Here is an 18,604-nt window from a genome sequence, read left to right on the forward strand (position 1 = left end):
GATCCGCCATGACCGCACCGCGAGTCGTGATCATCGGCGCCGGCATCGTCGGCGCGAACCTGGCCGACGAGCTGACCGCCCGCGGCTGGACCGACGTCACCGTGCTGGACCGCGGCCCGCTGCCGCGCACCGGCGGGTCGACGTCCCACGCGCCCGGCCTGGTGTTCCAGACCAACGCGTCCAAGGCGATGACGGACTTCGCGCGCTACACCGTGGAGAAGTTCCTGACCCTGGACTGCTTCAACCAGGTCGGCGGCATGGAGGTCGCGACGACGCCCGCCCGCTGGGAGGACCTCAAGCGCAAGCACGGCTGGGCGACGTCGTGGGGCGTGCCCGGGCGGCTGATCGACGCGGCCGAGTGCGTGGACCGCTGGCCGCTGCTGGACGGGTCGCAGGTGCTGGGCGCGTTGCACACGCCGACCGACGGCCTGGCATTGGCCGCGAAAGCCGTTGAGGTGCTGGCTTCCCGGGCGACCGCACGCGGTGCGCGGTTCATCGGGGCAACGAAGGTGACCGACGTCCTCCAGGAACGCGGGCGCGTCACCGGGGTCCGCACCGATCAGGGCGACTTCCCGGCCGACGTCGTCGTCTCCTGCGCGGGGTTCTGGGGCCGCGAGATCGGCGCGATGGCGGGGATGGACGTCCCGCTGCTGCCGCTGGCGCACCAGTACGCGAAGACCGGGCCGGTCGCGGAACTCGCCGGGCGCAACACCGAGGAGGTCGAGGCGAGCCTGCCGATCCTGCGCCACCAGGACCAGGACCTGTACTTCCGCGAGCACGTCGACCGGATCGGCATCGGCTCCTACGCGCACCGGCCGATGCCGGTCGAAGAGTCCACATTGGATCATTCGGTGACCGAAACCGCGATGCCGTCGATGCTGCCCTTCACCGAGGACGACTTCGCGCCGTCGTGGGAACAGAGCAAGCTGCTGCTGCCCGAGCTGCGCCAGACCAAGGTCGAGGAGGGCTTCAACGGCATCTTCTCCTTCACCCCGGACGGCCAGTCGCTGGTCGGCGAATCCGCGGACGTCCGCGGGTTCTGGCTGGCCGAGGCGATCTGGGTGACGCATTCCGCGGGCATCGCCAAGGCGGTCGCCGAGCTGCTCGTCGACGGGCACGCGCAAGTGGACACCCACGAGATCGACGTCCACCGCTTCGAGGACGTCCAGGTCGCGCCCTCGTACGTGCACGAGACCGCGCAGCAGAGCTTCGTCGAGGTCTACGACGTCGTGCACCCGTTGCAGCCCAAGCTTTCCCCGCGCGACCTGCGCGTGACGCCGTTCCACGCCCGGCAGCGCGAGCTGGGCGCGGTGTTCCTGGAAGCGGGTGGCTGGGAGCGGCCGCACTGGTTCGAGGCCAACGCGCCGCTGCTGAAGAAGCTGCCGCACGACGCGCTCCCGCCCGCGCGGGACGCGTGGTCGGCGCAGTTCCACTCGCCGATCGCGGCGGCCGAGGCGTGGCAGACGCGCAACGGCGTCGCGCTGTACGACATGACCCCGCTGAAGCGCGTGGAGATCAGCGGGCCGGGGTCGCTGGCGTTCCTGCAGTCGCTGACCACCAACCAGCTCGACAAGTCGGTGGGCTCGGTGACCTACACGCTGATGCTCGACAACGCCGGCGGCATCCGCAGCGACGTCACGGTGGCACGGCTCGAACCGGAGGTGTTCCAGGTCGGGATCAACGGGAACATCGACGTCGACCACTTCGTCAAGCACGCGCCTCCCGGCGTCCAGGTCCGGGACACCACCGGCGGGACGTGCTGCATCGGCGTCTGGGGCCCGCTGGCCCGTGACCTCGTGCAGCCGTTGTCGCGAGAGGACTTTTCGCACGCCGGCCTGAAGTACTTCCGGGCGCGGAAGGCGCGGATCGCCGGCGTGCCGGCGGTCGCGATGCGACTGTCCTATGTGGGCGAACTCGGCTGGGAGATCTACACGAGCGCGGACAACGGCTTGCGGCTGTGGGACGCGCTGTGGGCGGCCGGGCAACCTCTCGGCGTCATCGCGGCCGGGCGGGCGGCGTTCAACAGCCTGCGGCTGGAAAAGGGCTACCGGCTGTGGGGCACCGACATGACGACCGAACACGATCCGTACGAGGCCGGCGTCGACTTCGCGGTGCGCCCGGCAAAGGGGGAGTTCCTGGGCCGGGACGCGCTCGAGGGCCGGACGCCGTCGCGGCGGTTGCGCTGCCTGACGATCGACGACGGCCGCACGGTGGTGCTGGGCAAGGAACCGGTGTTCGTCGACGGCGTGGCTTCGGGCTACGTCACCAGCGCGGCGTACGGGTACACCGTGGGGCGGCCGATCGCCTACGCGTGGCTCCCGGCGTCGGCGGACATCGGCAGCGGCGTGGAGATCGAGTACTTCGGCCGCCGGGTCGCGGCCACCGTGGCCGCCGAGCCGCTGGTCGACCCCGGCATGGAACGGATCCGGCGGTGAGCCATGCGTGATCAGATCATGAGCGACTACCTGAAGACCCTCGCGTCCGAAGCGTCCCCGGGCGGCGGCGCGACGGCGGCCCTGCACGTGGCCCAGGCCGCCGCGCTGCTCTCGGCCGAGACGTTGAGCATGCACGCGCTGCGCCTGGCGGAGAAGGAGGCACACGCGTCGCGGACGCTGGCCCGCGCGCACCGGCTGCCGCCGGGTGAGGCGCGGGAGGTCGCGCTGGCCGACGCCCGCCGGCGCGCGTGCGAACCGGCGGCGGAGGTGATCACCGCCGCGGCGGCGGTGCTCGACCTGGCGGAGCGGGTGCCGCCGGGGTGAGCATCGCGGTCCACTCGGGAGCGGCCGACCCGCGGGTCCCCGCGCTCCGCGACCGGGCTACCCGGCTGACGGCGTCGGTGGTTACCGGCTGAGGTCCTCGGGTAAATCACAGCAAGTCCATGGAAGCGCGCCAGGAAATTCTCAGGAAACCGGCGTTTCCTGGAGGGGCCGGAGGCTTGTCGAGGGCTGGAGCTGTGCATGAGCGAGTACGACCGAGGACCGCAGGGCGGCGGCGAATACCCGCCTCACCAGCAGTACTACGGCCAGTACGGCCAGCAGCAGTACTACGACCAGTGGGGCCGCCCCTACCCGCAGTACACCCAGCCGATGTACCCGCCGCCCCCGCCGGTGCCGGTGCGCAAGCGCCACCCGCTGCGCGCGCTGAGCCTCACCGTGGTCGCGATCGCGCTGGCCGTGGTCGCCGGGCTCGGCATCGGGCACCTGATCGCCGACGCGAACAACCCCACCGCGAGCGGCAACCAGAACTTCGGCTTCTCCGGCCAGCCCAGCGCGTCGCAGACGGTGCTCGACGTCGACGCCGTGTCGGCCAAGGTCAACCCGGCCATCGTCAACGTCGAAACCGAGCTCGGCCTGCAGGGCGCGGCCGCGGCGGGCACCGGCATCGTGCTGACCCCCGACGGCGAGGTGCTCACCAACAACCACGTCGTCGCCGGCGCGACCAGCATCAAGGTCACCAGCATCGGCACCGGTGACACGTACACGGCGGACGTCGTCGGCTACAACCGCAGCGAAGACGTCGCCGTCCTGCAGCTGCGGAAGGCGTCCGGCCTGCCCACCGCGGTCATCGGCGACTCGTCGAAGGTCGCGGTCGGCGACCAGATCCTCGGCCTCGGCAACGCGGGCGGCAAGGGCGGCGACCCGGTGCCCGCGCCCGGCACGGTGACGGCGCTGGACCAGTCGATCACGGCGTCGGACGAGTCGAGCGGCTCGTCCGAGCAGCTCAAGGGCCTGATCCAGGTCAGGGCGAACATCCAATCGGGCGACTCCGGCGGTCCGCTGGTCAACGCGGACGCGCAGGTCATCGGCGTCGACACCGCCGCGTCCACCGGCTACCAGCTCAACGGCCGCCGCAGCGGCGGGGCCGGCCAGGGCTTCGCGATCCCGATCAACAAGGCCGTCGACATCGCCCACCAGATCGTCGCGGGCACGGCGTCGGACACCGTCCACATCGGCAAGACGGCGTTCATCGGCGTCTCGGTCACCGACGGCCAGGGCGGCGCCCAGGTCCGCCAGGTGGTCCCGCGCGGCCCGGCGCAGAAGGCAGGGCTCGCGGCGGGCGACGTCATCACGGCCATCGACGGCAAGCCGGTCGACTCGGCGACGACGTTGACGAGCGTGATGGACACCCACCACCCGGGCGACCAGCTGACCCTGACGGTGACGAACGCCGGCGGCGCGCAGCGTCAGGTGCCGGTCAAGGCGATCGAAGGCCCGGTGGGTTAGCGGAGCGTCTCGTTCAGCACTTCGCGGTGGGTCTGCTTCGCCGCGAGGTAGCGCTCACGGCCGGCGTCGGTGATCGTCACGAAGATGCCGCGCCGGTCCACCTCGCACAGCGCACGCTCGACCAGGCCTTCCTTCTCCAGCCGGGCGACCAGCCGTGAGGTGGCGCTCTGGCTCAGGTGGATGGCGCCGGTCAGGTCGGCCGAGCGGCACTTGAAGTCGCAGGTCGCGAGGCGCTCGAGGGCCTCGAACTCGTTCGCGCCGATCCCGTGGCGCTCCTGGAGGCGGCACTCGAGCGTGCTGAACACGGCCGAGTAGCGCGCCAGCAGCTCGTGCCACTCCTGCACCAGGCCTTGCTCAGCGACGTCGCTCACGGCGACCAACCTAGCATGCACGGACATCAGATGCAAATACATTAAATGCTTAGACATTAGATGCGTGTGCATGTACTGTCGCCGCCATGAGCTCTTCCGTGTCCTTGTCCACCACCTCAACCCGGTGGGACGCACGTCTCTGGGGTGTCCTGCTCACCGTTTCGATCGTCATCGGCCTCGACGCGCTCGACGTGTCGATGGTCGGGGTGGCGCTGCCCGCCATCCAGGCCGACCTCGGCCTCTCCACGAACGCGCTGCAATGGGTCGTCAGCGGGTACGTGCTCGGCTACGGCGGGCTGCTGCTGCTCGGCGGCCGCACCGCCGACCTGCTCGGCCGCCGCCGCGTGTTCCTCGTCGCCGTCGCCGTGTTCGCGCTGGCCTCGCTGCTCGGCGGGCTCGTCGACGACGGCGCGCTGCTCATCGCGAGCCGGTTCATCAAGGGCCTGGCCGCCGCGTTCACGGCGCCGGCCGCGCTGTCGATCATCACCACGACGTTCCAGGAAGGCCCCGCCCGCAACAAGGCGATCAGCATCTTCGCCGTGTTCGGCGCCAGCGGGTACTCCGCCGGGCTCGTGTTTTCCGGCCTGCTGACCGAGGTCGGCTGGCGCTGGACGTTCCTGCTGCCGGCGCCGATCGCGCTGATCGCGTTCGCCGCCGCGTGGAAGCTGATCCCGTCGTATCAGCGGGAAGAAGGCCGCGGCTACGACTTCCCGGGCGCCATCACCGGTGCCGCCGGCTCCCTGCTGCTGGTGTTCGGCGTGGTCGAGGCCCCGGAGATCGGCTGGGCCGCGCCGCGGACGCTGATCACGTTCCTGGTCGCGCTGGCCCTGCTGGTGACGTTCGTGGTCATCGAGAAGCGCAGCGCGCACCCGCTGCTGCGGCTGGGCATCCTGCGCTCGGGCCCGCTGGCCCGCGCGAACCTCGGCGGCGCGCTGTTCTTCGGCGCCTACATCGGGTTCCAGTTCGTCGTGATGCTGTACCTGCAGCGGGTGCTGGGCTGGTCCGCGCTGCAGACGGCGCTGGGCTTCCTGCCCGCGGCCCTGATCGTGGCGTTCGGCTCGCCGCGCATCGAGCCGCTGATCGACCGCGTCGGCACCCCGCGCACGATCTTCGCGGGCGTGGTCGCGCACGTCATCGGCTACGCGCTGTTCCTGCGGATCGACGAGCACTCGGGTTACGCGGGCTTCGTCCTGCCCAGCATGATCCTGCTCGGCATCGGCTTCACGCTTGCGTTCTCGTCGCTCAACATCCAGGGCACGGCCGGCATCGCCGACGACGAGCAAGGCCTGGCGGGCGGCCTGCTCAACACGTCCCTGCAGGTCGGCGGCGCGATCGGCCTGGCGGTGGTGACGGCGGTCCTGACCGCCAACGGCGGCCGCGAGGCCTCGCCAGCCGCGCTGCTGACCGGGCTGACCCCGGCGCTGAGCGTGGTCACCGGCATCGCGGTGCTGGGCCTGCTGATCGCGATCAGCGGCCTGGTGGCCCGCAAGCGCCCGGTTCCCGAGCCGGAGCCGGTCCCCGAGGGTGACCTGCTGGCCCTCGCCGACTGATCCCACTGTCTTGAATGACTCATTCAGGTCCTCAGCGGACCTGAATGAGTCATTCAAGACGTTTGGCGCGGGTGCGTCAGGCCGCTCGTTCGTCCGTGCCTGGCACCTTCGCCGTGGTGATGGCGATGCGGTTCCACGTGTTGATGGCGAAGATCAGCGCGAGCAGCTGGGCCAGTTCCTCCTCGCCGAACTGGGCCGCGGCGCGGGCGTAGACGTCGTTGGGGACGCCGCCGTGGACGAGCGTGACGGCTTCGGTCAGCGCGAGCGCCGCCTGCTCCTTCTCGCTGAAGAAGTTCGTGGCCTCGTGCCACACGGCGACCATGTGCAGCCGCTCCTCACTCTCGCCGGCCTTGCGGGCGTCGGAGGTGTGCATGTGCAGGCAGTAGGCGCAGCGGTTGAGCTGCGACGCGCGGATCTGGACCAGCTCGACCAGCGCGGGGTCGAGCCCGGCGCGGGCGGCGGCGTCGAAGCCGATCAGGGCCTTGAAGGCCTTCGGGGCGGTCTTGGCGAAGTTCACTCGGTTCGTCATGACCAGAAATCTAGGGCCCGGTTGACCCGCGTGTAGGGTGCATTTCTGTGGCGGATTCGTGGGTCAATTCGGGGGAGCGGCTCGGCGCCGACCTGCACCTGGAGCTGCCGGGCACCGGCGGCAAGCGGGCCGCGCTCATCACCGCGCTGCGGGACGCCGTCCGCGCCGGGCGGCTCGCCCCGGGCACCCGGCTGCCGCCGTACCGGTCGCTGGCCGCGGACCTCGGCCTGGCCCGCAACACCGTCGCCGACGCCTACGCCGAACTGGTCGCCGAAGGCTGGCTCACCGCCGTCCAGGGCTCCGGCACGCGCGTCGCCGAGCGCGCCGAGCCGCTGGAACCGGTGCGGGTGCCTCGGAAAGCGCCGTCCGCGCCGGAAGCCCGGTACAACCTCCGCCAGGGCCAGCCGGACGCGACGTCGTTCCCGCGCACCGACTGGCTCGCCGCGGCGCGCCGCGCGCTGAACGTCGCCCCGCACGACGCCTTCGGCCCCGGCGATCCGCGCGGCCGCCGCGAACTGCGGGAGGCGCTGGCCGGGTACCTGGCCCGGGCGCGCGGCGTGCGGACGTCGCCGGAGCGGATCGTGGTGTGCTCGGGCTTCGCGCACGCCCTGCGGCTGCTGTTCCCCGCGGTGCTGCCCGGCCCGCTCGCCGTCGAGTCCTACGGCCTCGCGTTCCACCGCTCGATCTTCGCCGCGGCTTCGATCCCGACGGTCCCCCTGGACCTGGACGAGCACGGCGCGCGCGTCGAAGACCTCGACGTCCCGGCGGTGCTGCTGACCCCGGCCCACCAGTTCCCGACCGGCGGCCCGCTGCACCACGACCGCCGCACCGCGGTGCTCGGGCACGTCCGCGCGACCGGCGGCGTCCTGCTCGAAGACGACTACGACGGCGAGTTCCGCTACGACCGCAAGCCGGTCGGCGCGGTCCAGGGCCTGGACCCGGAACACGTCGTCTACGCGGGTTCGGTCAGCAAGAGCCTGTCCCCGGCGCTGCGGCTGGGCTGGCTGGTGCTGCCCGAGCACCTCGTCGACCCGGTGCTCGCGGTGAAGGGCGAGCGCGAGGCGTGGGCGGGCGTGCTGGACCAGCTGACGCTGGCGGAGTTCCTGACTTCGGGCGCGTACGACAAGCACATCCGCCGCATGCGCCAGCGCTACCGCCGCCGCCGGGACCTGCTCGTGACGGCGCTCGCCGAGCGGGCCCCGCACGTGACGCCGACCGGCATCGCGGCGGGCTTGCACGCGGTGCTGCGCCTGCCGCCGGGGACGGAGGCGTCCGTGCTCAAAGCCGCGACGTGGCAAGGCCTCGCGCTGGACGGCCTGGCCGCGTTCCGCCATCCGGCGGCCACGATGTCCACAATGGACGGCTTGGTGGTCGGCTACGCGACCCCGCCGGAACAGGCCTACCCGGCAGCGCTCGACGCGTTGTGCCGAGCGCTGCCACCGGCCTGAGCGCTACCCGACGATGTCGATCTCGAACGGGTCCGCCGAGCTGTAGTTGATGTCCGCCCAGATCGCGCCCGGCAGCTCGTACCGGCGGTGGGACGTCAGCTTGTTGTTGTACCCCGGCGTCTGCGTCGGGTTGTGGCCCACGCCCTGGTGGTCGTTGCCCCACGCGAAGATGTCACCGACCCACATCGGCTTCGAGAAGCCGTCGCCGCCGAGGCGGGGCCGGATGACGACCGCCGCGCCGGGGCTGCCGGACAGGAAGACGCGGACGGCGTTCTGCTCGCCGTTCGGCGGGGTGACGGTGATGCGCTCCATGATCTCCACTCCAGTCGAGGCGGGTGCCGTTCCGTCCACTCCGGGCCAGAAGTCGACGACCGACGAAACGTCGTAGCCCGGGGCGACGTTGCCGGCGTACTGCTTGGCGATCGCGCCGTCCGGGATCGTGGGATCGCCGTTGTAGTGCGCTATCCAGTAGTGCGGCTCGGCGACACCCGCGGAGGAGAACGCCGAGCGCACCGACGGCCAGGTCGCCAGGCTGCAGTAGACGGTGGGGTCCGCGCCCGCCGCGCGGCGCATCCGGACCCAGCCCGGCGCTTCGCCGGGGGTGGCGTCGCCGGGTTCGACGTCCAGGACGTGACCGTCGTTGGTGGACGCCTTCTTGACGATCGTGACCTTGACGGCCTGGGGGAAGCGTCCCCAGTCGGCGGCGGACCAGGGTTCGAGTTTGATCTTGTCGATGTACCCCGCCACCATCCGGGCGTCGGCGGGGATGTTCGCGGCCGTGACCGCGTCGTACATCGTGCGCACGGGTTGCGTCTCCGTTCGGTGCCTCATCGCCGTTTCGGGGACGGCGAAATCGTCTCCGCGATTCGCCATGGTGATGTTACCCAAGTGGGACGGGCGTCAAGCGGCAAACGTTACGCAGTTCTTGTCAATCACCAAAATGGCCGCACGGCGCAATTCCTTCACCACGGCTTCACGAACCGATGGTCACGGTCCGCTGCCGGTACTGGCTTCCCGCTCACCCGGCTGGCAAGCTGCCAGCACTTCACCACGGAAGGACGTGCATGGCGGCACACCCGGCGCGGGCCCGGCGCATCGACGCGCGGGTCGTCGTCCTGAGCGCGCTGCTCGTGGTCGCCCTGCTCGCCTGGGCCGGCGTCGACTACCTCAAGGACCGGCTGGCCGGCGGCGGCTGCGACACGACCACGCCGGTGCGCGTCACGGCCGCGCCGGACATCGCGCCGGTGCTCACCGCGCTCGCCGGGACCGTGCCGCAGCAGGACTGCTACGCCGTCGAAGTCACGTCGAGCGCGTCGACGGCCACCGCCGCCGCCCTCGAAGCCAACGGCGCTACCGGCCCGGACGTCTGGGTGCCGGAGTCGAGCACGTGGCTGCTGCGGGCCCGCGACGGCGGCGCGTGGAACCTGCCCGAGACCGGGCAGTCGGTGGCGAGTTCGCCGGTGGTGCTGGCGCTCACCGAAGACGTCGCGAAACAGGCAGGCTGGCCGGGGAAGTCACCGTCCTGGTCGGACGTCCTGGCGGCGAACCCGGTCGGGCTGCCCGATCCGGGCCGTGATCCCGCGGCGATCTCCGCGCTCGTCGCGCTCCAGCAGCTCACCAAGGACGCGCCCGATCCGGCCGCGGCGTTCACCGAGAAGATCCGCGAGCTGTCGGCGGTCAAGGAGCCCTACACCGCGTCACCGGCGTCGGAGCAGTCGGTGCTGGCCCGCAAGCTCGTCGCCGCGTACCCGGCGGCGGGGGTGCCGGGCTTCGACTACCCGTACGTCGTGCTGCCGCGCGCGTCGGAAGCCTCGCGGTCGGCGGCCGAGCGCTTCCTGCGGCTCCTGCTCGACCAGACCGCGACGAAAGCGTTCGCCGACGGCGGGTTCCGGACGCCGTCGGGCCAGCTGCTCGGCGACCGGCCGCGCGACACGCGGACCGACGCTGCGCCGCGCCCCGCCGGGCCGCCGCCACCGGAGTCGACGTACGCCGTGCTCCAGGCGTGGGCAGGGGCGAACCTCAGCGCCCGCGTCCAGGTGCTGCTGGACGTGTCCGGCTCGATGGCCGCCACCGTCCCGGGCACCGGCCGCAGCCGGATGGCCCTAACCCTCGAAGCCGCGACGCAGGGTCTCGGGTTGTTCAAGCCCACCACCGAGATCGGCCTGTGGCTGTTCTCCACCAAGCTCGACGGCGCCAAGGACTTCAAGGAACTGCTGCCGATGCGGTCGATCTCGCAGCAGCTCGCCGCGGGTGGGGTGGCGACGCTGCAGGCGGTCAAGCCGAAGCCCGGCGGCGCGACCGGCCTGTACGACTCGATCCTCGCCGCGTACCAGAACGCCCGCCAGAACTGGCAGCTCGGCCGGATCAACGTCGTCGTCGTGCTCACCGACGGCCGCAACGAGGACAGCGACTCGATCGGGCTGCCCGGCCTGCTCGCCGAGCTGAACCGGCTGCAGGACCCGCGGAAACCGCTGCCCGTCATCGGGATCGGCATCGGCCCGGACATCGACGCGAGCGAGCTGCGGCAGGTCTCCGCCGCGACCGGCGGCGAGTCCTTCACCACGCCGGACCCGCGCAAGATCTCCGACGTCTTCTACCAAGCGCTGAGCAAGCTGATGTGCCAGCCGCCCGCCTGCAAGAAGTGAGGGACCCCGTGTTGCCGGAAACCGAGCAGCCCGCGCCACGGGTGATCCGAAGACCGTCCACTGTGGTCCTCGCCGCGTTCGTCGCGGGCGTGCTCCCGTTGGCGCTGCACGCGTGGGCGGCGCTGCACGGGAGTTTCGCGCAGGACGACTTCGTCGTCACCTGGCAGGCGGCCGCGGCCGGGCCGTTCGACCCCGGCTTCCTCTTCCAGGACTACCACGGGCACCTGCAGCCCGGCGGGTTCTTCCTCGCCGCCGTGCTGACCTGGTGGGCACCGCTGAACTTCCCGCTGCTCGTGCTGCCGCTGCTGCTGATGAAAGCGCTCGCGACGGTCTTCTTCTGGTGCCTGCTCGTGCGCTGTTTCGGCCGCCGGTGGGCGATCCTGGTGCCGTTCACCGTGTTCACGGCGTCGACGCTGCTGCTGGTCCCGACGCTGTGGTGGTCGTTCGGCATCCAGGTGGTGCCGGTCGTGCTGGCCGCCACCGGGGCACTGCACGCGCACGTCCGGTACCTGGCCGACGGCGGCCGCTGGTGGCTCGGCGCGTTCGCGTGGACGCTGTTCGGGCTCGCTTTCTACGAGAAGGCCGCGGTGATCCCGGTGCTGCTGGCCGTGGTGACCGTCCTGCTCGGACGGTCCTTTCGCGACCACGTCCGCTACTGGCTGGGCCAGGCCGCGCTGCTGGTGGCCTTCGTGGTGGTCTTCTTCGCGCTGACGTCGAGCCAGGTCGGGACGGGCGCGTCGCCGTTGTCGGCGGGCACGGTCGCCGACCTGACCGGCCGGATGCTCGGCGACACCTTGCTCCCGGGCCTGGCCGGCGGGCCGTGGTCCGGGCCGGGACCGGGCGCGACCTGGGCACCTGCGCCGTTCCTCGTCGTGGTCGCACTGGTGATCGCCGCACTGGCGGTGGTGCTCGCCGGCGGCCGGGTCGGCGGACGCCGGGCTTGGGGCGCCTGGGGACTGCTCGCGGCCGTGTTCGCCGTGGACGTCGCCCTGCTCGCGCTGACCCGCCTGCGCGAAGTCGGCCCGTCGGCCGGGGACGACCCGCGGTACGTCGCCGATCTGGCGCTCGTGGCCGCCCTGTGCGGCGCGTTCGCTTTCCTGCCGCCCGCGGAAGTTGCGCCGTCCGGCGGAAAGCGTGAACGGCCGATCGCGCTAGTGCTGTGCGTGCTTTTGCTCGCCAGTTCCGCTTTCGGGTTCTCGCGGCTGGCCCCGGCGTTGCGGTTCGAGCATTCGGGGCAGTACGTCGGGAACGTGCGGGCCGCCGTCGGCGAAGATCCGGACCTGGTTTTCTACGACACCTTCGTGCCGTCGGACGTGGTGCACGAATGGTTCGGCGCGGACTCCCGCGCGTCCCGGGTGGTCGGCCTGCTGCCCGGGACGCACTTCGACCAGCCGACGAGCCGGATGCACCTGCTCGACGCCACCGGTTCACCGCACAGGATCACCGGCGTGGACCCGGTTTCGCGCGGGCTTCCCGGGCCGGTGCCGAACTGCGGCTACGCGATCGGCGAAACCCCGGTGCGCGTCGGCCTGGACAAACCGGTGCTGGGCCGGCACCTGCTCAAGCTCGATTACTACACTTCGGACGGTGGCGAAGGCCTGGTGGACCGCACGCCGGTCTGGTTCCAGGCCGGGCTGCACTCGCTGTACCTGCCGGTGGACGGGCTCTTCGACAGCGTCGCCGTGCGCCTGTCCAGCCCGGGCGCGCCGGTCTGCGTGGCCAAGGCCGAGGTGGGCACGCCCGTGACTCAGTAGGGGTCGTACGGGCTGTCGTGGCCGAGCAGGCGCGCGACCGGCCGCAACCGCAGGCGCAGCAGCACCTTGAGCACGACGTTGCGCAGGAACCACGGCAGCTGCGCCGCCACTCGCAACCGATCGCGAGTGGACGGTGGGGACAGCCGGAACCGCGCCAGCGACGTCGCCCGGTCCAAGTAGGTGTATCGGCGTCCGAAGAGGACCTTCGCGATCGTGCCGAGCGTGACGCCGATCGAGGAAAAGCAGTCGTGGACCAGGATCTCCGCACCCGGTGGCAGGTGCGCCGACCACCGCAGGTCGTCGGTGTAGGTCCAGTAGTCGTGCTTGCCGTCGATGTAAAGCAGCTGTATCGGCCGGTCCCAGTGAGGACGCAGTTCCGTGCTGTAACCGGCGACCAGCTCGACGACGTCGTCCAGGCCGGCGCGGCGGATGTTGCGCTCGAACAGTTGCCGCGTCGGCGATCCGCCGAACAGGCGGCCGTCCACGAAGGGGTCGACCGCGATCACGGTGGCCCCGACCGTGCGGGCCGCCGCGCCGAGGACGATCGTGGACCGGCCCTGGTGGCTGCCGATTTCCAGGACGACGTCGCCCTTTTCCAGCCGGCTCGCGGCCTCCCACAGCGCTTCGCCCTGCGCGCGCGTCATCCAGCCCTTGACCGGCTCGGCCAAAGCCCAGGCATCTTCGAACGAGATGGCGCACCTGCCTGAATTCCGGAGGATCGTCGGCACATGGTAGCCAGGTTTCCGCCTAGTATCTACCGGATGGTAACCGGCACCCGCGAACGAACCCGGGACGACGCTCCACCTTCCGGGCGCGTCCGGAAGGGCGCGTTCTTCCGGCGGCCGAGCACCTGGATCGTGCTGGCGCTGACCACGTTGTCGTTCCTGCAGATGCCGGGGAAGACGACGTTCGACACCAAGCTCGACCTCGCCGTCGACCCGCTCGCCTTCCTGGGCCGCGCGCTGCACCTGTGGAACCCCCAGGCCACGGCGGGGGAGCTGCAGAACCAGGCGTACGGCTACCTCTTCCCGATGGGCCCCTTTTTCGCGCTGTGCCAGGCCGTCGGCGTGCCCGCGTGGATCGCGCAACGGCTGTGGGGCGCGATCCTGCTGTCGGCCGCGTTCGGCGGGGCACTGCTGCTGGTGCGCGCGATGAAGATCGGCTCCGAGCGCACGCGGCTGATCGGCGCGCTCGGCTACGCGCTCGCCCCGCGCATGCTGACCGAAATCGGCGGTCTGTCCGCGGAAATGCTGCCCGCGGTGCTGCTGCCGTGGGTGCTGGTGCCGCTGGTGCGGGCCGGGACGATCGGGTCACCGCGGCGCGCGGCCGGGTTGTCCGCGCTGGCCGTGCTGTGCATGGGCGGCGTCAACGGCGCGATGGTCGTGATGGCGCTCGTCCTGCCGGGACTGTGGCTGCTCACGCGCAAGTGGACCAGCAAGCACGTCGAGCTCGTCCTGTGGTGGTTCGTCTTCGTCGTCGGCGTGACGCTGTGGTGGATCCTGCCGCTGCTGCTGCTCGGCGAATACAGCCTGCCGTTCCTCGACTACATCGAGTCCGCGACGAACACCACCGCGCCGATGTCGCTGTTCGAAGTGCTGCGCGGGACCAACCAGTGGGTCGCCTACGTCGTGCAGGGCACGCCGTGGTGGCCCGGCGGCTGGTCGCTGATCGACAACCCGGTGCTGATGCTGGCCACCGGGCTCGTCGCCGGCGTCGGCCTGTTCGGCCTGACCCGGCGCGGCCTGCCGGAGCGGCGGTTCCTCGTCCTCGGCGTGCTCACCGGCCTGACCCTGCTGACCATCGGCTACGTCGGCACGCTCGACAGCCCGGTCGCCGAGCAGGTCCGGCACCTGCTCGACGGGCCGCTCGCGCCGCTGCGCAACGTCCACAAGTTCGAGCCGGTGCTGCGGCTACCGCTGATGCTCGCCTTCGTGCACGGCATTTCGAGCCCGGCACGGGTGAAGTCCGTGCGCCGGTTCGTGCGGCCCGCGCTGGGCCTGCTGCTGGTGCTGGTGATGGCCGCGCCCGCGTGGCTGCTGAACCTGCGGTCCGGCCCGGGCTGGGACGAGGTTCCCGGCTACTGGTACGACGCCATGGGTTACGTCGCGAAGGCCGATCCGAACGCGCGCACGCTGCTGCTGCCGGCCACCGGGTTCGGCGAATACGACTGGGGCCGCACGGTCGACGAGCCCGCGCAGGCGATCGCGAGGAGCCCGTGGGCGGTGCGCAACCAGGTCCCGCTGGGGTCCGAAGGCAACACGCGGCTGATGGACTCCGTGGACGCGGCGCTCGCCGACGGCCGCGGCGATCCCGGGCTCGCCGCGCTGCTCGCGCGGTCCGGGTACCGGTTCCTGCTGCTGCGCGACGACATCGAGCGTCAGCGGACCAACGCCCCGCCGACCGCCACCCTGCGCGCCGGGCTGGCCGGCTCGCCGGGCATCGCCAAGGCCGCGGCGTTCGGCCCGCTCGAGGTCTACGAGGTGCGGCGGCCGGTGCCGCTCGTCACCGCGACGTCCACAAAGGACGTACCGACGGTGAGCGGCGGCCCGGAGAACCTGCTGCCGCTGATCGATTCCGGCCAGCTCGACCCCTCGACGCCGGCGGTGCTCACCGGCGACGGCGGCTCGCCCGGCGGGCCGCGCCTGGTGACCGACGGCCTGCGCCGCGCCGAGCGGAACGTCGGCGGCGTCCGGGACAACCTCAGCCAGACGCTGACCGCGGGCGAGGCCTACCGCCAGCAACGTGCGGCGGGTGACGTGCTGCCGTTCCCGGGGCAGGAACACCAGACCGTCGCCGCCTACCGGGGGATCCGCGCGGTGACGGCGTCCACGGCGGCGTCCTTCGCGGACGCGTTCGGCGGCTCCGACCCCGGCCACCAGCCGTTCGCCGCGATCGACGGCGACCCGCGCACGGCGTGGCACTCGTCGTCGTTCACCGGGCCGATCGGCCAGTGGCTCGAGGTCGAGCTGGACACCCCGCGGCTGGTGACCTCGGTGGACCTGCAGCTGGTGGACGACATCCGGGTGGGCTGGCCGGCGACCCGGATCCGGATCACCACCGACAACGGCTCGGTCGACCAGCAGGTGATCCGCGGCGCGGGCACGCACAACTACGGCGTCGCGGGCGGGGTCACCCGCAAGGTGCGGATCACGCTGCTGTCGCTGGTGGTCGGGCGGCAGGACGGCAACGTCGGGATCGCGGAGCTGAAGATCCCCGGCACCGAGCCGCAGCGCGCCCTGGAGGTGCCCGCGGACCTGCCGGCCGGCCCGGCGCCCGGCTTCGCGTTCACGCGCGGTGCGTCACCGCGGTACGCGTGCCTTCCCTTGCACGACGCCGTGCGGTGCGACGCTTCGGCCGCGCGCGACGGCGAGGAGCCCGACGGGATCCGGCGCCTGTTCAGCACGCCGGCCGAGGAGACGTACCTGGTCGGCGGTTCGGTGCTGCCCGCGGGCGGCGGCCGGAACCCCGTGCAGCTACCGGGGGTGACGGTCGCTTCGACGTCCCAGCTCGCCGGAGACCCGGCGGCGGCGGGCTTCGCGGCCGTGGACGGCGATCCGGGCACGACGTGGCGCCCGGACGTGACGGACCTGCGGCCGACGCTGACCCTCGGGTGGTCGTCGCCGAAACGGATTTCCGGGCTGCACATCGGGGTTTCGCCCGGCAGCGGGGCTCGTGCGCCGCGGCAGGTCCAGCTGGTCGGCCGGTCCGGTACGCGGACGGTCCAGCTCGACGCGAGCGGGTCGGCGTCGTTCGAACCGCTGGACACCGACCAGCTGCAGCTCGTGCTGCCGGGCGACGACGACGATCCCACGGCCCGCGCGGTCGTCGGCATCGGCAGCCTGGAGCTGTCGGGCACGCCCGGGCTGCTGCCCGGCCCGGACCCGGCGTTCACGGTGCCGTGCGGGTCGGGGCCGAACGTCCACCTCGACGGCCTCGACTACCGGACGTCGGTGCAGGGGACGCTGGCCGACATCACCGCCCACCGGCCGCTGGAGCTGCGGATGTGCCGCGATTCCGAGGGCGGCGTCGCGCTGCCGGAAGGCGGGCACGAGCTGCGGACGGACCGGTCGGACTCGTTCGTCGTCCAGGACCTGTGGCTGCGGCCCGCCAAGGCGTCTTCCACGCCGCCGGTGCACCGGACCGTGCGGGTGGGGAAGTGGGACGCGACGGCCCGCACGGTGACGGTCGGGCCGGGCGAGGAAGCGGTGCTGGCGATCCCGGAGAACGCGAACGCGGGCTGGGTGGCCACTGTGGACGGTCGCGAGCTGGCCCGCACCCGCGTGGACGGCTGGCAGCAGGCCTGGCTCGTCCCGGCCGGCGCGGGCGCGGAGGTTTCGCTGGCGTTCACGCCGGACTTCTCCTACCGGACGGGCTTGCTGATCGGCGCGGTGGCGGTGCTGCTGGTGCTGATCGGCGTGGCCTGGCCGGCCCGGCGGCGGCCGTTCCCGGTCGTCGCGGGTGGTGCCGCGGTGCCGGTGGTGCTGATCGGGCTGCTGGTGGCGCTGGGCGGGATGCTGCCGGTGGTGCTGCTGATCGCGTGCCTGCTGGTGCGCCAGTTCTCCGAGCGGGCACCCCGGTACCTGGCGTTCGGCGGCATGGCCGTGGCGGCGGCGGTTTCGGTGACGGGCCGGATCGTCGGCCACGGCCAGGAGTGGGCGTACGGCCCGGTGACCCAGGCGGCCCTGCTCCTGGCCGCGGCGGCGATGGTGTCGACGTGCGTGGACTGGTTCACGCGCAAAGAGAATCCCACCGCCCCGGCGGCTTCGCCGACGTCTTGAATGAGTCATTCAGGACCTCCGAAGACCTGAATGACTCATTCAAGACACCGCGGGCCCACCCGGCGCGCCCGCAGTTCGAGCACCGCGCCGGCCACCGCGAGGCCGCCCGCGCAGCACGCCGCCGCCGTCACCACCTGGGTGGCGGAGCCGTGCAGCCACGCAACGATCAGCAGCGCCTCCGCGGCCACCGCCGTCCACATCAGCACCGTCACGCGGCGGTCCCCGTCGGCCAGCCGCGCGTACAGCAGGATCTGCACCAGCGCCAGCATCGACCCCGCCAGCGCGAACGGCCAGACCGGCATCGTGCTCCCGGCGTAGCGGGATCCCCCGATCACCGCCAGCAACGCCGGCCCGACGACCACCGAAACCAGCAGCACCAACGCATCCAGGCCGGCGCACACCGCCAGCGCCACCGGCAGCACCCGCCGCCGTCCCGAAGCCGCCGCGAACCGCGGCAGCACCAGCACGCCCACCGCTTGCGGCAGCCAGTACGCGATCTTCGTGACGATCGCGCCCAGCGCGTACTCTCCCGCCGCGCCGGCCGGCAGCGTGTGCCGCGCCAGCACCAGGTCGAGGTTCACCAGGAGTACCAGCGCCAGCATCGCTTGCGCCGTATGGAGCACTTCGCCGCCGTGGCGGTCGGCCCAGCGGGGGCGGGGACGGCCGCAGAGCTGCCAGCCCGCCACCACGACCGCGAGCGAACCGAGCGCGGTCCCGGCCAGCGCGCCGGTCGTGGATCCGGTCAGGAGCAGGCCGAGCAGGGAACCGCCGACCTTGCCGAACCCCTCCAGGGCGATCAGCCCGGCCAGCCGCGCGAACCGGTGCGCGCCCTGCAGGAGCCCGTGGAACAACCCCAGCAGCGTCAACGGCCCGAGCGCGGCCGTCACCAGCAGCGCCGGCGTCAGTGAGCCCAGGTGCAGCAGGAGCACCAGCAACGGGCTGAGCGTCAACGCCGCCGTCGCGACGATCCCGCTCGTCACCAGGCCGAGCGCGAACAGCGGACCCCGGGCCGGTTCGGCCGAGCGGGCCACCCGCAGTGCGACGACCGTCTGCAGCCCCATCGCCGGGACGACGCCGATGACCAGCACCGCCAGCAGCGAACTCAGCTCGCCGAACGCGCCGGGTGCGAGGAGCCGCGCGGCCACCAGGCTGAGCACGTAACTCGCCGCGTTGTTGCCCGCGAGCGCGAGCGAGACGAGGATCGCCGCGACCCGGTTGCCGGTCCGGGCCGGGCTTTCGGTGGCTACGCTCAACGGCGGGCTCCCATTACCGGCGAGTAATGAGCAGCGACCATAACCTCGCGAGC

The 18,604-nt window shown here is 72.1% G+C and carries 13 protein-coding genes; 8 read left to right on the forward strand and 5 right to left on the reverse strand.

Annotation, left to right across the window (positions count from 1 at the left end):
* The first annotated feature begins 8 nt into the window (after positions 1-8).
* From H4696_RS43515 to H4696_RS43525, 3 genes are all read left to right on the forward strand, one after another.
* Positions 9-2,435, forward strand: a complete 2,427-nt coding sequence (locus H4696_RS43515; protein WP_086858597.1) for a GcvT family protein — start codon at positions 9-11, stop codon at positions 2,433-2,435.
* A 3-nt stretch (positions 2,436-2,438) separates the two neighbouring features.
* Positions 2,439-2,759: a hypothetical protein gene (locus H4696_RS43520; RefSeq protein WP_086858598.1), complete on the forward strand. Its 321-nt coding sequence runs from the start codon at positions 2,439-2,441 to the stop codon at positions 2,757-2,759.
* Between the two features lie 198 nt (positions 2,760-2,957).
* Positions 2,958-4,223, forward strand: coding sequence for a S1C family serine protease (locus H4696_RS43525; RefSeq protein WP_192782850.1), 1,266 nt, complete (start codon positions 2,958-2,960; stop codon positions 4,221-4,223).
* On the opposite strand, the gene H4696_RS43530 is transcribed toward H4696_RS43525, so the two are convergent.
* Complete coding sequence (locus tag H4696_RS43530; RefSeq protein ID WP_086861350.1) at positions 4,220-4,594, reverse strand: MarR family winged helix-turn-helix transcriptional regulator; 375 nt, start codon at positions 4,592-4,594, stop codon at positions 4,220-4,222. The genes H4696_RS43525 and H4696_RS43530 overlap by 4 nt on opposite strands.
* 86 nt (positions 4,595-4,680) lie before the next feature.
* On the opposite strand from H4696_RS43530, the gene H4696_RS43535 reads away from it, so the two are divergent.
* Positions 4,681-6,144, forward strand: coding sequence for an MFS transporter (locus H4696_RS43535; RefSeq protein ID WP_086861346.1), 1,464 nt, complete (start codon positions 4,681-4,683; stop codon positions 6,142-6,144).
* Positions 6,145-6,220: 76 nt separating this feature from the next.
* On the opposite strand, the gene H4696_RS43540 is transcribed toward H4696_RS43535, so the two are convergent.
* A complete protein-coding gene (locus H4696_RS43540; RefSeq protein ID WP_086861344.1) occupies positions 6,221-6,673 on the reverse strand; it encodes a carboxymuconolactone decarboxylase family protein in 453 nt (150 codons plus the stop codon).
* A 47-nt stretch (positions 6,674-6,720) separates the two neighbouring features.
* Between H4696_RS43540 and pdxR the strand changes: the two genes are divergently transcribed.
* On the forward strand, positions 6,721-8,121 hold the full coding sequence (gene pdxR / locus H4696_RS43545) for a MocR-like pyridoxine biosynthesis transcription factor PdxR (RefSeq protein WP_086861342.1): 1,401 nt from the start codon (positions 6,721-6,723) through the stop codon (positions 8,119-8,121).
* 3 nt (positions 8,122-8,124) lie between these two features.
* Here the strand turns inward: pdxR and H4696_RS43550 are convergent, their stop codons facing one another.
* Positions 8,125-8,925, reverse strand: coding sequence for a hypothetical protein (locus H4696_RS43550; RefSeq protein ID WP_086861340.1), 801 nt, complete (start codon positions 8,923-8,925; stop codon positions 8,125-8,127).
* A gap of 260 nt (positions 8,926-9,185) precedes the next feature.
* Between H4696_RS43550 and H4696_RS43555 the strand changes: the two genes are divergently transcribed.
* Positions 9,186-10,766 (forward strand): substrate-binding domain-containing protein, encoded by a 1,581-nt coding sequence (locus H4696_RS43555; RefSeq protein ID WP_086861338.1) that lies wholly within the window; start codon positions 9,186-9,188, stop codon positions 10,764-10,766.
* Positions 10,767-10,774: 8 nt separating this feature from the next.
* Complete coding sequence (locus H4696_RS43560; protein ID WP_420831540.1) at positions 10,775-12,520, forward strand: hypothetical protein; 1,746 nt, start codon at positions 10,775-10,777, stop codon at positions 12,518-12,520.
* On the opposite strand, the gene H4696_RS43565 is transcribed toward H4696_RS43560, so the two are convergent.
* On the reverse strand, positions 12,514-13,188 hold the full coding sequence (locus H4696_RS43565) for a class I SAM-dependent methyltransferase (RefSeq protein WP_086861336.1): 675 nt from the start codon (positions 13,186-13,188) through the stop codon (positions 12,514-12,516). The genes H4696_RS43560 and H4696_RS43565 overlap by 7 nt on opposite strands.
* A gap of 93 nt (positions 13,189-13,281) precedes the next feature.
* On the opposite strand from H4696_RS43565, the gene H4696_RS43570 reads away from it, so the two are divergent.
* The gene (locus H4696_RS43570) at positions 13,282-17,298 is read left to right on the forward strand and encodes an alpha-(1->3)-arabinofuranosyltransferase (RefSeq protein ID WP_086861334.1); all 4,017 of its coding nucleotides are present in this window, start codon (positions 13,282-13,284) and stop codon (positions 17,296-17,298) included.
* A 35-nt stretch (positions 17,299-17,333) separates the two neighbouring features.
* Here H4696_RS43570 and H4696_RS43575 read toward each other — a convergent pair whose 3' ends face one another.
* Positions 17,334-18,551 (reverse strand): polysaccharide biosynthesis protein, encoded by a 1,218-nt coding sequence (locus H4696_RS43575; RefSeq protein WP_086861332.1) that lies wholly within the window; start codon positions 18,549-18,551, stop codon positions 17,334-17,336.
* Positions 18,552-18,604: the final 53 nt, after the last annotated feature.

Source organism: Amycolatopsis lexingtonensis, from assembly GCF_014873755.1.
Lineage (GTDB): Bacteria > Actinomycetota > Actinomycetes > Mycobacteriales > Pseudonocardiaceae > Amycolatopsis > Amycolatopsis lexingtonensis.